The sequence below is a fragment of the Providencia sp. PROV202 genome (genome assembly GCF_028479565.1).
Taxonomy (GTDB): domain Bacteria; phylum Pseudomonadota; class Gammaproteobacteria; order Enterobacterales; family Enterobacteriaceae; genus Providencia; species Providencia zhijiangensis.
Genome location: NZ_JAMPNV010000025.1, coordinates 22,709 through 37,535, shown reverse-complemented (window position 1 = coordinate 37,535; position 14,827 = coordinate 22,709). Strand labels below are relative to the sequence as shown.

The following is a 14,827-nucleotide window of genomic DNA, read 5'->3' as shown; positions in this document are numbered from 1 at the left end:
TTTAGTAAAAAGGGCATCGACTGATGCCCTTTTTATACTCAAGTTTTTAAAATGTTAGCGTTTAAACCTAAGAACCTATCTCATCAATCGTTTTCATAATTATTGGTGAGATAGGCTCTGAAACAACGATTTACTGACTGTATTGAGAGCCTGATGCAGTTATATGAGATTTATTAAGGTTTTGCTCAGAAGTTATGGTATATTTTACCGCTGCCACGAAAAGAAATTTATTTTCGAAATAAGGTGGTTATTAAATTTACTGGGTATGCTGGCATATTCTATTGGTGTGCTCTGATTGCCATACTGCATAGGTAAGGCAAGCGAGCTTTATACATACTTCATGGTAACAGGTTGAATTATGAGTGCGAATAGCGAAGCTCAAGGAAGTGGACGCAGTGCAGACATCTTCAAATGGGTAGTTGTCTGTGCCTTATTAATTGTTGCTATCGTGGGCAACTATTACTTCCGTCAATATAATCTCGCACTGCGTGCTTTTGCAGTTGTGGCTGTAGTAGCTATTGCTGGTGCTGTTGCTTTGTGGACCACAAAAGGTAAAGCAACTCTGGCGTTTGCGCGCGAAGCTCGCATCGAGGTGAAGAAAGTCATTTGGCCTACTCGCCAGGAAGCATTACAAACGACTTTGATTGTTGCTGCTGTAACGGCTGTAATGTCACTAATCCTGTGGGGATTAGATGGTATCCTAGTGCGTTTAGTTTCATTTATTACAAGCCTGAGGTTATTCTAAATGTCAGATTTACCTAAAAAACGCTGGTATGTCATTCAGGCATTCTCTGGTTTTGAAGGTCGCGTAGCACAGTCTCTGCGTGAACATATCAAATTACATAATATGGAAGAGTTGTTTGGCGATGTTATGGTCCCAACTGAAGAAGTTGTTGAGATCCGTAGCGGCCAGCGCCGTAAGAGCGAGCGTAAATTCTTCCCTGGTTACGTATTAGTTCAAATGGTCATGAATGATGACTCTTGGCACTTAGTACGCAGTGTTCCGCGTGTAATGGGCTTTATCGGTGGGACTTCAGATCGTCCAGCACCAATTAGTGATAAAGAAGTTGATGCGATCATGAATCGCTTACAACAAGTTGGTGATAAGCCACGTCCTAAAACGCTATTTGAACCAGGTGAAATGGTTCGTGTTAGCGAAGGTCCATTCGCTGACTTCAACGGTGTTGTTGAAGAAATCGACTATGAGAAGAGCCGCTTAAAAGTCTCTGTTTCTATTTTTGGTCGTGCAACTCCAGTTGAGTTAGACTTCGGACAGGTAGAAAAAGCCTAACTAATCCGAATAGCAGACTTGCAAAAGGCGCGAAATTTTCATACAATTTCGCGCCTTTTGTTTTTTATGCTTGGCATCATACTGCGCAAACGGTGTGTTGCGGGGCGTTAATGTAACGGGGAGCCTTAATCCATTAAGGCGTTATTACCCAATTTGAGGAAATATTCATGGCTAAGAAAGTACAAGCCTACGTTAAGCTGCAAGTAGCAGCTGGTATGGCAAACCCAAGTCCACCGGTTGGTCCAGCACTGGGTCAGCAAGGTGTGAACATCATGGAATTCTGTAAAGCGTTCAACGCAAAAACAGACAGCCTGGAAAAAGGTTTACCAATTCCTGTTGTTATTACTGTTTATGCAGACCGTTCATTCACTTTCGTAACTAAAACTCCACCGGCAGCAGTTCTGCTGAAAAAAGCGGCTGGCGTTAAGTCTGGTTCTGGTAAGCCGAACAAAGACAAAGTTGGTAAAGTGACTTCTGCACAGGTTCGCGAAATCGCAGAAACTAAAGCTGCGGATATGACTGGTGCTGACGTTGACGCGATGATGCGTTCAATCGCTGGTACTGCTCGTTCCATGGGCCTGGTAGTGGAGGACTAATAGAATGGCTAAACTGACTAAGCGCATGCGCAATATCCGTGAGAAAGTTGATGTAACTAAACAGTATGACATCAATGAAGCCGTTGCCCTGCTGAAAGAATTAGCGACTGCTAAATTCGTTGAAAGCGTTGACGTAGCTATCAATCTTGGTATCGATGCTCGTAAATCTGACCAGAACGTTCGCGGTGCAACTGTACTGCCACACGGTACTGGCCGTTCAGTTCGCGTTGCTGTGTTCGCACAAGGCGCAAACGCTGAAGCGGCTAAAGCTGCTGGCGCTGAACTGGTTGGTATGGAAGATCTGGCTGATAAAATCAAAGCTGGTGAAATGAACTTTGACGTTGTTATTGCTTCTCCAGATGCAATGCGCGTTGTTGGCCAATTAGGTCAAGTTCTGGGCCCACGTGGTCTGATGCCAAACCCGAAAGTTGGTACTGTAACTCCTAACGTTGCTGAAGCGGTTAATAACGCTAAAGCGGGTCAGGTTCGTTACCGTAACGACAAAAACGGAATCATCCATACCACTATCGGTAAAGCTGATTTCGACGCTGACAAACTGAAAGAAAACTTAGAAGCACTGCTGATCGCGCTGAAAAAAGCAAAACCAGCTTCTGCTAAAGGCGTTTTCATCAAGAAAATCAGCCTGTCCACTACCATGGGCGCAGGTGTTGCTATCGACCAATCTGGTCTGTCAGCAGCAGTTTAATTCCGTTAGCATCTGCTAATTGGCAATTAGGCTTTACCTTTGCGGCAAATTTGTATAAAATTTGACGCCTCGAGTTTGTTGGGTATAGAAATGTGCCCAACAAACCACAAATTTCGGTATGGAGTCTGGCCTTTCCAGACCCCGTCCAAGACCGCAGGTGTAGTTTATTAGTTACTAGTGGCTACTTAATTTACCTGCGTAGACGGTGACAGAGATACCTAGAATTTAATTCTGGATTTCTATTCTGCTCACCGTGTTTTAGCGCTCTTACATAATGTTGTGTTTGAGTGATGTGAGTCCCGGGTTTTCCCGGTTAATCCAGGAGCAAGAAGCTAATGGCACTAAATCTTCAAGACAAACAAGCGATTGTTGCTGAAGTCAGCGAAGTAGCCAAAGGCGCGCTTTCTGCAGTTGTTGCTGATTCACGCGGCGTAACTGTAGCAAAAATGACTGAACTGCGTAAAGCAGGTCGCGAAGCTGGCGTTTATATCCGTGTTGTTCGTAACACACTGATTCGCCGTGCTGTTGAAGGTACTTCTTATGATGTACTGAAAGACGCGTTTGTTGGTCCAACCTTAATTGCTTTCTCTAACGAACATCCGGGCGCTGGCGCTCGTCTGTTCAAAGAGTTCGCGAAAGCGAATCCAGCATTTGAGATTAAAGCTGCGGCCTTTGAAGGTGAGTTAATCCAAGCGAAAGATATCGATCGTCTGGCAACTCTCCCAACTTACGATGAAGCAATCGCACGCCTGATGGCAACCATGAAAGAAGCCGCTGCCGGCAAATTGGTTCGTACTCTGGCTGCTCTGCGCGATCAGAAAGAAGCTGCATAAGCCCTTTCCTTCGTTGCTTTTTAACGTATAAACTATTTCTGAATTTTAGGAACACTTGTTATGTCTATCACTAAAGACCAAATCCTTGATGCAGTTGCAGAAATGTCTGTAATGGACGTTGTTGAACTGATTACTATGATGGAAGAAAAATTCGGCGTTTCTGCTGCTGCAGCTGTTGCTGTTGCTGCGGGCCCAGCTGAAGCTGCTGAAGAAAAAACTGAATTCGACGTTGTTCTGGCATCTGTTGGTGCGAACAAAGTTGCAGTTATCAAAGCAGTTCGTGGTGCAACCGGTCTTGGCCTGAAAGAAGCTAAAGACATGGTAGAATCAGCTCCAGCAGTTATCAAAGAAGCTGCAAGCAAAGACGAAGCTGAAACTCTGAAAAAATCTCTTGAAGAAGCAGGCGCTTCTGTTGAACTTAAATAAGTTCAATTTCAAGAACGCAGCTTAAGTAATTAGGCTGATGGCTGGTGATTTTTTAATCACCAGCCTTTTTGCGCTGTAAGGCGTGATGGGTGTTAACAGCTTTTCACGCAGTTTTAATGTTAACAAACAACCCTCCAATACTTCTTTCTATTTGACGACTTAATATACTGTGTTCTGTGCTACGACCCGCTCGGGTAGCTCGGTAGCAACTGCAACGCAATGAAATGATTTAAGAGTAATAGAAATGGGTATTCAGGAAAGTATTCATTTTCCATTTCTTCAAAAACGCGTTCCTGTTCTGCCCTTAATCTAAAGGCGAACGATTTGGGTCACTGATCAACGAGCTGAGGAAACCTATGGTTTACTCCTATACCGAGAAAAAACGTATTCGTAAGGATTTTGGTAAACGTCCACAAGTTTTGGATATACCTTATCTCCTTTCCATCCAACTTGACTCGTTCCAGAAGTTTATCGAGCAAGATCCTGATGGCCAGAATGGTCTGGAAGCTGCTTTCCGTTCCGTATTCCCAATTCAGAGTTACAGCGGTAATGCTGAACTGCAATATGTCAGCTATCGTTTAGGCGAGCCTGTTTTTGACGTTAAAGAATGTCAAATTCGCGGCGTGACCTATTCTGCACCACTGCGTGTAAAACTGCGCCTGATCGTGTATGAGCGAGAAGCTCCAGAAGGCACCGTTAAAGACATCAAAGAACAAGAAGTCTACATGGGTGAAATTCCACTCATGACTGAAAACGGAACTTTTGTTATCAACGGTACTGAGCGTGTTATCGTTTCCCAGTTACACCGTAGTCCTGGTGTATTCTTCGATAGCGATAAAGGTAAAACTCACTCTTCAGGTAAAGTGCTGTATAACGCACGTATTATTCCTTACCGTGGTTCATGGCTTGATTTCGAATTCGATCCGAAAGATAACCTGTTTGTACGTATTGACCGTCGCCGTAAATTACCTGCGACCATTATTCTGCGTGCAATGGATTACAACACCGAAGAAATCTTAAATCTGTTCTTCGACAAAACTGTATTCCAAATCCGCGATAACAAACTGATGATGACGCTGGTTCCTGAGCGTCTGCGTGGTGAAACTGCTTCTTTCGATATCGAAGCAAACGGCAAAGTTTATGTTGAAAAAGGCCGTCGTATCACTGCTCGTCATATTCGTCAGTTAGAAAAAGAAGAAGTTAGCAACATCGAAGTTCCTGTTGAATACATCGCAGGTAAAGTTGTTGCAAGAGATTACATCGATGAGAGCACCGGTGAGCTGATTTGTGCAGCGAACATGGAACTGTCATTAGATATGTTGGCACGTCTGAGCCAGTCTGGTCACAAAACAATCGAAACATTGTTCACTAACGACTTAGACCACGGTGCTTATATCTCTGAAACCGTTCGCGTCGACCCAACTAACGATCGCTTAAGTGCATTGGTAGAAATCTACCGTATGATGCGCCCTGGTGAGCCGCCAACACGCGAAGCTGCAGAAAACCTGTTCGATAACCTGTTCTTCTCTGAAGACCGTTACGACTTGTCTGCTGTAGGTCGTATGAAGTTCAACCGTTCACTGAACCGCGATGAAATCGAAGGTTCTGGTATCCTGAGTGAAGAAGACATCATTGATGTTATGCGTAAACTCATCGATATCCGTAACGGTAAAGGCGAAGTCGATGATATCGACCACTTAGGTAACCGTCGTATTCGTTCCGTTGGCGAAATGGCTGAGAACCAATTCCGTGTAGGTCTGGTTCGTGTTGAGCGTGCAGTGAAAGAGCGTCTTTCTCTGGGCGACCTCGATGCATTAATGCCACAGGATATGATCAACGCTAAGCCAATTTCAGCAGCAGTTAAAGAGTTCTTTGGTTCCAGCCAGCTGTCTCAATTTATGGACCAGAACAACCCACTGTCTGAGATTACGCATAAACGTCGTATCTCTGCATTAGGCCCAGGTGGTCTGACTCGTGAACGTGCAGGCTTCGAAGTACGTGACGTACACCCAACTCACTATGGTCGTGTTTGTCCAATCGAAACCCCTGAAGGTCCGAACATCGGCCTGATCAACTCATTATCTGTTTATGCACAGACCAATGAGTACGGTTTCTTAGAAACTCCATACCGTTTAGTCCGTGATGGCATCGTAACTGATGAAATCCATTACCTGTCTGCAATCGAAGAAGGTAACTTCATCATTGCTCAGGCAAACACCGTATTAAGCGACGATGGCCGTTTCATCGAAGAATTAGTTACTTGCCGTAACAAAGGCGAGTCAAGCTTATTCAGCCGTGAACAAGTTGAATATATGGACGTTTCGACTCAACAGGTTGTTTCTGTTGGTGCGTCACTGATTCCATTCCTTGAACACGATGACGCCAACCGTGCATTGATGGGTGCGAACATGCAACGTCAAGCGGTTCCTACTTTACGTGCTGACAAACCATTAGTTGGTACAGGTATGGAACGTGCAGTAGCGGTTGACTCCGGTGTTACTGCTGTTGCAAGACGTGGTGGTTCAGTTCAATACGTTGATGCTTCTCGTATCGTTATCAAAGTTAACGAAGATGAGATGTATCCGGGCGAAGCTGGAATCGATATCTATAACCTGACTAAATACACTCGTTCTAACCAGAACACCTGTATTAACCAGATGCCTTGCGTATCTTTAGGTGAACCAGTTGAACGTGGTGATGTGTTAGCGGATGGTCCTTCAACAGACCTCGGCGAATTAGCACTGGGTCAAAACATGCGCGTGGCATTCATGCCATGGAATGGTTATAACTTCGAAGACTCCATCTTAGTTTCTGAGCGTGTTGTTCAAGAAGACCGTTTCACAACTATTCACATTCAGGAACTCTCTTGTGTGTCTCGTGACACCAAATTAGGGCCTGAAGAGATCACTGCGGATATTCCAAACGTTGGTGAAGCAGCACTGTCTAAACTTGATGAATCCGGTATCGTTTATATCGGTGCAGAAGTGAAAGGCGGAGACATTCTGGTTGGTAAAGTCACCCCTAAAGGTGAAACCCAATTAACACCAGAAGAAAAACTGCTGCGTGCTATCTTCGGTGAAAAAGCTTCAGACGTTAAAGACTCTTCTTTACGTATTCCTAACGGCGTATCTGGTACGGTTATCGACGTACAAGTATTTACCCGTGATGGTGTAGAGAAGGACAAACGTGCTCTGGAAATCGAAGAAACTCAGTTACGTGATGCGAAGAAAGACTTAACAGAAGAGCTGCGTATTTTTGAATCCGCACTGTTCTCTCGTATCCGTTCTGTACTGATCAGCGGTGGTATTGAAGCTGATAAACTGGACAAACTGCCTCGTGACCGTTGGTTAGAATTAGCATTAGCTGATGAAGAGAAACAGAACCAGTTAGAGCAATTAGCTGAACAGTACGATGAACTGAAATCTGAGTTCGCTAAGAAACTGGAAGCAAAACGTCGCAAGATCACTCAAGGTGATGACCTTGCACCGGGCGTACTGAAAATTGTTAAGGTTTATCTGGCTGTTAAACGTCAGATTCAACCGGGTGATAAAATGGCGGGTCGCCATGGTAACAAAGGTGTTATCTCAAAAATCAACCCAGTTGAAGACATGCCTTACGATGAAAACGGTAACCCAGTTGACATCGTTCTGAACCCGCTGGGCGTACCATCACGTATGAACATCGGTCAGATTCTGGAAACTCACTTAGGTATGGCTGCTAAAGGTATTGGTGAAAAAATCAATGCTATGCTTAAACAGCAGCAAGAAGTTGCCAAACTGCGTGAATTCATCCAGAAAGCTTACGATTTAGGTGATGATCCGCGTCAGAAAGTTGACTTAAATACTTTCTCTGATGAAGAAGTTATGCGTTTGGCAGAGAACCTGAGAAAAGGTATGCCAATTGCAACACCAGTGTTTGATGGTGCAAAAGAGAAAGAAATTAAAGAACTGCTGAAACTGGGCGGTCTGCCAACTTCAGGTCAGATTACATTGTTCGACGGTCGTACTGGCGAGAAATTTGAGCGTCAAGTCACCGTAGGTTACATGTACATGCTGAAACTGAACCACTTGGTTGACGATAAGATGCACGCCCGTTCAACGGGTTCTTACAGCTTGGTTACTCAGCAACCGCTGGGTGGTAAAGCGCAGTTCGGTGGTCAGCGTTTCGGGGAGATGGAAGTGTGGGCACTGGAAGCATACGGTGCAGCCTATACCCTTCAAGAAATGCTTACAGTTAAATCGGATGACGTTAACGGCCGTACGAAGATGTATAAAAACATCGTCGATGGCAGCCATCAGATGGAACCTGGTATGCCGGAATCTTTCAACGTATTGCTGAAAGAAATCCGCTCACTGGGTATCAACATCGAGCTGGAAGACGAGTAATTCGTTCTGTGCCGGAAGGTTCGCCTTCCGGCCCATGTAAGCACTGGGATTTGGGGAGAGTCGCTTCGAGCACTCACCTGACAGGTCTAACTCCGACAGGAGCCATTTTGTGAAAGACTTAATTAAGTTTCTGAAAGCGCAAACCAAGACCGAAGAGTTTGATGCGATCAAGATTGCTCTGGCATCACCTGACATGATCCGTTCATGGTCATTTGGTGAAGTTAAAAAGCCAGAAACCATTAACTACCGTACGTTCAAACCTGAGCGTGACGGTCTTTTCTGTGCGCGTATTTTCGGGCCAGTAAAAGACTACGAATGCCTGTGCGGTAAGTACAAGCGTTTAAAACATCGCGGTGTGATTTGTGAGAAGTGTGGCGTTGAAGTTACACAAACTAAAGTGCGTCGTGAGCGTATGGGTCATATTGAACTCGCGTCTCCAACTGCGCATATTTGGTTCTTAAAATCACTGCCATCCCGTATCGGTTTGCTGCTCGATATGCCACTGCGTGATATCGAACGCGTTCTGTATTTTGAATCTTATGTTGTTGTTGAAGGCGGGATGACCAGCCTTGAGCGCGCACAGATTCTGACAGAAGAGCAATACTTAGATGCGCTAGAAGAGTTCGGTGACGAATTCGACGCGAAAATGGGTGCGGAAGCAATCCAAGGTCTGCTGAAAAACCTCGATCTTGAGAACGAGTGTGAAACGCTGCGTGAAGAGTTAAACGAAACTAACTCAGAAACCAAGCGTAAAAAGCTGACTAAGCGTATTAAACTGTTAGAAGCGTTTATTCAATCTGGTAACAAACCAGAGTGGATGATCCTGAACGTTCTGCCAGTTCTGCCACCTGATCTGCGTCCATTAGTACCACTGGATGGTGGTCGTTTCGCAACGTCGGATCTGAACGATCTGTATCGTCGCGTAATCAACCGTAACAACCGTCTGAAACGTCTTCTGGATCTGGCTGCGCCAGATATCATCGTACGTAACGAAAAACGTATGCTGCAAGAAGCGGTTGACGCACTGTTAGATAACGGTCGTCGTGGTCGCGCAATCACCGGTTCTAACAAACGTCCTCTGAAATCTTTGGCAGATATGATCAAAGGTAAACAAGGTCGTTTCCGTCAGAACTTACTTGGTAAGCGTGTTGACTACTCAGGTCGTTCTGTAATCACCGTAGGTCCATACCTGCGTCTGCATCAGTGCGGTCTGCCTAAGAAAATGGCACTTGAGTTATTCAAACCATTTATCTACGGCAAATTAGAATTACGTGGTTTGGCAACAACCATTAAAGCTGCGAAGAAAATGGTTGAGCGCGAAGAAGCGGTTGTTTGGGATATCTTGGATGAAGTTATCCGCGAACACCCAGTTATGCTGAACCGTGCACCAACACTTCACCGTCTGGGTATCCAAGCGTTCGAACCAATTCTGATCGAAGGTAAAGCTATCCAATTGCACCCACTCGTTTGTGCGGCATATAACGCCGACTTCGATGGTGACCAAATGGCGGTACACGTTCCTCTGACTCTGGAAGCTCAGTTAGAAGCACGTGCGTTGATGATGTCAACCAACAACATCCTGTCTCCGGCAAGTGGTGAGCCAATCATCGTTCCTTCTCAGGACGTTGTATTAGGTATCTACTACATGACGCGCGACTGCGTAAACGCGAAAGGCGAGGGCATGGTTTTAGCCGGTCCTAAAGAAGCTGAGCGTGTTTACCGTTCAGGTCATGCTTCACTGCATGCCCGCGTTAAAGTTCGTATCACTGAAGAAGTGAAAGACAGCGAAGGTAACATTACGATTAACACTGGTTTAGTTGATACCACTGTTGGCCGTGCAATTTTATGGATGATCGTACCGAAAGGTCTGCCTTACTCTCTGGTTAACCAGGCGTTAGGTAAGAAAGCTATCTCCAAGATGCTGAACACCTGTTACCGCGTACTGGGTCTGAAACCTACTGTTATTTTTGCTGACCAAATCATGTATACCGGTTTTGCCTACGCGGCACGTTCTGGTGCATCGGTTGGTATTGACGATATGGTTATTCCAGAGAAAAAAGCTGGGATCATCGCCGAAGCCGAAGCAGAAGTTGCAGAAATTCAGGAACAGTTCCAGTCTGGTCTGGTTACAGCAGGCGAACGTTACAACAAAGTTATCGATATCTGGGCCGCGGCAAACGAACGTGTTGCTAAAGCGATGATGGAAAACTTGTCTACTGAAGCAGTCATTAACCGTGACGGCCAAGAAGAACAACAAGTTTCCTTCAACAGTATCTTTATGATGGCCGACTCCGGTGCTCGTGGTTCTGCAGCGCAGATTCGTCAGCTGGCCGGTATGCGTGGTCTGATGGCTAAGCCAGATGGCTCCATCATCGAAACGCCAATCACGGCGAACTTCCGTGAAGGTCTGAACGTTCTCCAGTACTTTATTTCTACCCACGGTGCTCGTAAAGGTCTTGCGGATACCGCATTGAAAACTGCGAACTCCGGTTATCTGACTCGTCGTTTAGTTGACGTTGCTCAGGACTTGGTTGTCACTGAAGATGACTGTGGTACTCACGAAGGTATCCTGATGACTCCGGTTATCGAGGGTGGCGACGTTAAAGAACCACTGCGTGAACGTGTACTTGGACGTGTAACTGCAGAAGATATCCTGATCCCAGGTACTGCAGATATTCTGGTTCCACGTAATACACTGTTACACGAAAAACTGTGTGACCTGTTAGAAGCTAACTCTGTTGACAGCGTGAAAGTACGTTCCGTAGTAAGTTGTGAAACTGACTTCGGTGTGTGTGCTCACTGTTATGGTCGTGACCTTGCTCGTGGTCATATCATCAACAAAGGTGAAGCTATCGGTGTTATCGCAGCACAGTCAATCGGTGAGCCGGGTACACAGCTGACGATGCGTACGTTCCACATCGGTGGTGCGGCATCTCGTGCGGCAGCAGAATCTAGCATCCAAGTTCGTAACACAGGTACGTTGAAACTGTTCAACGCAAAATATGTTACTAACTCAGAAGGCAAGCTGGTAATTACTTCTCGTAATACAGAACTGCGTCTGATCGATGAATTCGGTCGTACTAAAGAGAGCTATAAAGTTCCTTACGGTGCACACTTAACTAAAGGTGATGGTGCAGCAGTGATCGGCGGTGAAACCGTTGCAAACTGGGATCCACACACCATGCCAGTTGTCAGTGAAGTATCGGGTATCATCAGCTTCTCCGACATGCTTGAAGGTCTGTCAATGACTCGTCAAACTGATGAGTTAACCGGTCTATCTTCAATCGTTGTTATGGATACCGCTGAGCGTACCAGTGCTGGTAAAGACTTACGTCCTGCACTGCGTGTAATCGATGCGAACGGTAAAGATGTTCTGATCCCTAACACGGACATGCCTGCTCAGTATTTCTTACCGGGTAACGCAATTGTTCAGTTAGATGATGGCATCGCTATCAACGTCGGTGATACTTTAGCGCGTATTCCACAAGAATCCGTAGGTACTAAAGATATCACGGGTGGTCTGCCACGCGTTGCTGACCTGTTCGAAGCTCGTCGTCCGAAAGAGCCTGCGATCCTGGCTGAAATCAGCGGTATTATCTCGTTTGGTAAAGAAACCAAAGGGAAACGCCGTCTGGTTATCACTCCATTAGATGGAAGTGAGCCATACGAAGAGATGATCCCTAAATGGCGTCAACTCAACGTATTCGAAGGTGAAATCGTTGAACGCGGTGACGTTGTTTCCGACGGTCCAGAGTCTCCGCATGACATCCTGCGTCTGCGTGGTGTTCATGCTGTGACTCGTTACATCACGAACGAAGTTCAGGAAGTTTACCGCTTACAAGGCGTTAAGATTAACGATAAACACATCGAAGTTATCGTTCGTCAGATGCTGCGTAAAGTTACCATCGCGGATGCAGGAAGCTCTGAATTCCTCGAAGGTGAGCAAGTTGAATACTCACGAGTTAAAGTTTCTAACCGTAAACTGGAAACTGAAGGCAAGATTCCAGCTAACTTTGAGCGTGATCTGTTGGGTATTACTAAGGCATCTCTGGCAACAGAATCCTTTATCTCAGCGGCATCGTTCCAAGAAACAACTCGCGTACTGACAGAAGCAGCGGTAGCAGGTAAGCGTGATGAATTACGCGGCCTGAAAGAGAACGTTATTGTTGGACGTCTGATCCCAGCTGGTACTGGTTTCGCGTACCACCAAGATCGTATCCGTCGTCGCCATCTGAGCGAAGCTGTGGAAGCTCCACAAGTTAGCGCAGATGAAGCAACAGCGAACTTAGCTGAACTGTTAAATGCAGGCTTCACCAGCGACAATCAGAACTAATTTCTGATTTACAAATCGCTTAATAGAAACCGGTGTCGAAAGATACCGGTTTTTTTTTGCCTGCCAATTGCCAGCTATTCATTATTAAGGTAACTCAGTGGCACAGGAATGCGACGACTTTCTTGACTCGTCAACCAGTGAGCCATATCAAATAACCACCACTGTTCAACAATAAGCTCATAAAAACGTAAATGACCATTTTCTTGCAGTTGCTCAAGGGCAATAGAAGGCAACGCATTTTGAGTCTCATCGAAAAGCGAATTTTGATGAAATTCACGATAAGCATCCGCAGACTCATCAACTGATAATTCACGTGCAACCCCCGTAAACTGAGCCTCATCAAAACCAGCCGAACCAAACTCAGGTAAATGATAATTAAACAGTGTTCCGCTCACTTGAGGGTGATAACGAATATTTTGAGAATGTTGGCTTTGATGAGCGGAATACCAAAGAAACCGCACTGGATTGAACAGAATTTTTGGTTCGGCGGTGGTTACCCACGGCACATTTTCAGGACTGAGTGTCGCAAAAGTGACGAAACGGGTGGTGTGCAAGAGAACTAAACTGCGCTGCTTTAAACTCATGGGGTCTCCATTGTATGTATATAAGAAGAAAGCCCGCTATTGGGACTTTCGAGATTGGTCATCGTGTATTGAATTAGATGGTTATTAAGGTGAGTCTTGGGGAGAGCGATAATTAAAAATAGTAAGGCTTGGCATTATTAATATTTTCATTTCATATAGGGTTATAGTTAGGATTAATAATTTAGTTAGGAAATAGTTGAAGCTATTTCTCTATAAGCTTGTGTTTTTAATTGACTATTTTCACGGTGAATAAATTTGGCAATTAAAATTTTGAAGTAATATAGGTGAACAATAACGTGATGAACATTATCTCATTTATTAGGAACTACTAATAATTGAAAGGTAGAGATTGATTCATGAATATGTGCTTTATAATTCAATTAATTAGCCTTTGTTTTTCTGAAAATACAATGTCGAGTAAAAATATTTAACTAATCTTATTTGTTAATAAATTGATTTTTAACTGAAGCAATTAATATTTATCAGTGCATTGATATTAATTATTATGTCAATGTAAATGCAAATAAATTAATAATACCGCCCTCGATTTAATCAATTAGGGGGTGGTTAAATACGTCATAAAAATATTATCTAAATATATTATTCAAATATTAAAATCCAATAAATCAAATGCTATGAATTTAACAGGAATATAAACATGGGTAAAAATACAGAAAGTAATGACATTGAAAATAATAATAAAATGACGTCTAGCAGCATGATGCAAAATATGGCTTCGTTTGGAGCGCCAAGTATTATGGTTAATCAAACCTCACAGCTTGTTACAGGGACGGGGGATATTGCCTTAGATTTGGTCGTGGTGATTGATACTAGCGGCTCCATGTCTGATGAATCTACGGATTTAAGCCAACAAATTGATGCTGCTATTGAAAAAGCGGCAGCAAATTGCCCATCACATTTACGCGCCACATTCTTAGGGATACAAGGTGTTTGGTCTGGTACTAAGTTTGATCAATCAGTGAGTGATTATTTAATCTTAAAAGGGGTTAACGAAAGCAGCCTACAAGCGCGCCCACCTTTTAAAGAGGCTGATGGTATTGACCATGCAGGTAATAAAGAAGATCTTTGTCGTGCCGTTATTGATGTGAGTAAATACTTTGATTGGCGTGATGGCGCTCGTCGAGCCATTTTTGTCTTAGGTGACGAAGGTATGGAGGGTGGAGGTGGCCGACTTACCAGTGCGGCAATAGCCAAAAACAATGAAGCGATTGACGTTGCTCAACATGCTCATGTCAAAGTGTATACCTATCAAGGGACACCGGATGATGCGCCAACCAATCTTGACCGTTTCCCAAGTCTAGCGGATAGAGACAGAGTCACAAAAGAATATGCCCGTCTAGCTGAGCAAACGGGGGGGCGTTCTTATATCTACACCACTGGCATAGCCAACTTTGCTTTAGTCTTGCAAGAAATTCTTTGTGACAGTTTGGTCCCTCCGACTATCCCAAATCCAGAGAGTTCAGACTGTGCAAATGTCTGTGAACAACTGCCGACTATCTTAGAAACGGTGAATACGCTAGCTGAAATTATTAATAAGGCGATAGATGCTTGCTGTGGTAACGAAAGCCATCACAGGCACCACTCGCATCATCATTCAGCTTGCCAGTGTCAAAAATAATAACAAAAAGGCCTGCAATTGCAGGCCTAATTAA

The 14,827-nt window shown here is 44.5% G+C and carries 10 protein-coding genes; 9 read left to right on the top strand and 1 reads right to left on the bottom strand.

The window, feature by feature from the left end:
• The first annotated feature begins 358 nt into the window (after positions 1–358).
• From secE to rpoC, 8 genes are all read left to right on the top strand, one after another.
• On the top strand, positions 359–745 hold the full coding sequence (gene secE, locus PR799_RS17340; RefSeq protein WP_154626047.1) for a preprotein translocase subunit SecE: 387 nt from the start codon (positions 359–361) through the stop codon (positions 743–745).
• Positions 746–1,291, top strand: a complete 546-nt coding sequence (nusG, locus tag PR799_RS17335) for a transcription termination/antitermination protein NusG (RefSeq protein ID WP_006657043.1) — start codon at positions 746–748, stop codon at positions 1,289–1,291.
• Positions 1,292–1,458: 167 nt separating this feature from the next.
• A complete protein-coding gene (gene rplK / locus PR799_RS17330; RefSeq protein ID WP_006657044.1) occupies positions 1,459–1,887 on the top strand; it encodes a 50S ribosomal protein L11 in 429 nt (142 codons plus the stop codon).
• A gap of 4 nt (positions 1,888–1,891) precedes the next feature.
• Positions 1,892–2,593 (top strand): 50S ribosomal protein L1, encoded by a 702-nt coding sequence (rplA, locus tag PR799_RS17325; protein WP_006657045.1) that lies wholly within the window; start codon positions 1,892–1,894, stop codon positions 2,591–2,593.
• A 335-nt stretch (positions 2,594–2,928) separates the two neighbouring features.
• Positions 2,929–3,426, top strand: a complete 498-nt coding sequence (gene rplJ / locus PR799_RS17320) for a 50S ribosomal protein L10 (RefSeq protein WP_154626049.1) — start codon at positions 2,929–2,931, stop codon at positions 3,424–3,426.
• Between the two features lie 60 nt (positions 3,427–3,486).
• Positions 3,487–3,852, top strand: coding sequence for a 50S ribosomal protein L7/L12 (gene rplL, locus PR799_RS17315; RefSeq protein WP_006657047.1), 366 nt, complete (start codon positions 3,487–3,489; stop codon positions 3,850–3,852).
• A gap of 356 nt (positions 3,853–4,208) precedes the next feature.
• Positions 4,209–8,237, top strand: a complete 4,029-nt coding sequence (gene rpoB, locus PR799_RS17310) for a DNA-directed RNA polymerase subunit beta (protein WP_036953635.1) — start codon at positions 4,209–4,211, stop codon at positions 8,235–8,237.
• A gap of 109 nt (positions 8,238–8,346) precedes the next feature.
• Positions 8,347–12,570, top strand: a complete 4,224-nt coding sequence (gene rpoC / locus PR799_RS17305) for a DNA-directed RNA polymerase subunit beta' (RefSeq protein WP_181477894.1) — start codon at positions 8,347–8,349, stop codon at positions 12,568–12,570.
• Between the two features lie 74 nt (positions 12,571–12,644).
• Here rpoC and PR799_RS17300 read toward each other — a convergent pair whose 3' ends face one another.
• Positions 12,645–13,154, bottom strand: a complete 510-nt coding sequence (locus PR799_RS17300; protein WP_154626053.1) for a pyridoxamine 5'-phosphate oxidase family protein — start codon at positions 13,152–13,154, stop codon at positions 12,645–12,647.
• A gap of 658 nt (positions 13,155–13,812) precedes the next feature.
• Here PR799_RS17300 and PR799_RS17295 point away from each other — a divergent pair.
• Positions 13,813–14,793 carry a VWA domain-containing protein gene (locus PR799_RS17295; protein WP_442959929.1) on the top strand — a complete coding sequence of 327 codons (981 nt, stop codon included), beginning with the start codon at positions 13,813–13,815 and terminating at the stop codon, positions 14,791–14,793.
• The last annotated feature ends 34 nt before the right edge of the window (positions 14,794–14,827 follow it).

Bases quoted from the DNA above. Each gene is read 5' to 3' on its own strand.
- secE (WP_154626047.1), top strand. From the start codon at position 359: ATGAGTGCGAATAGCGAAGCTCAAGGAAGTGGACGCAGTGCAGACATC.
- nusG (WP_006657043.1), top strand. From the start codon at position 746: ATGTCAGATTTACCTAAAAAACGCTGGTATGTCATTCAGGCATTCTCT.
- rplK (WP_006657044.1), top strand. From the start codon at position 1,459: ATGGCTAAGAAAGTACAAGCCTACGTTAAGCTGCAAGTAGCAGCTGGT.
- rplA (WP_006657045.1), top strand. From the start codon at position 1,892: ATGGCTAAACTGACTAAGCGCATGCGCAATATCCGTGAGAAAGTTGAT.
- rplJ (WP_154626049.1), top strand. From the start codon at position 2,929: ATGGCACTAAATCTTCAAGACAAACAAGCGATTGTTGCTGAAGTCAGC.
- rplL (WP_006657047.1), top strand. From the start codon at position 3,487: ATGTCTATCACTAAAGACCAAATCCTTGATGCAGTTGCAGAAATGTCT.
- rpoB (WP_036953635.1), top strand. From the start codon at position 4,209: ATGGTTTACTCCTATACCGAGAAAAAACGTATTCGTAAGGATTTTGGT.
- PR799_RS17300 (WP_154626053.1), bottom strand. From the start codon at position 13,154: ATGAGTTTAAAGCAGCGCAGTTTAGTTCTCTTGCACACCACCCGTTTC.
- PR799_RS17295 (WP_442959929.1), top strand. From the start codon at position 13,813: ATGGGTAAAAATACAGAAAGTAATGACATTGAAAATAATAATAAAATG.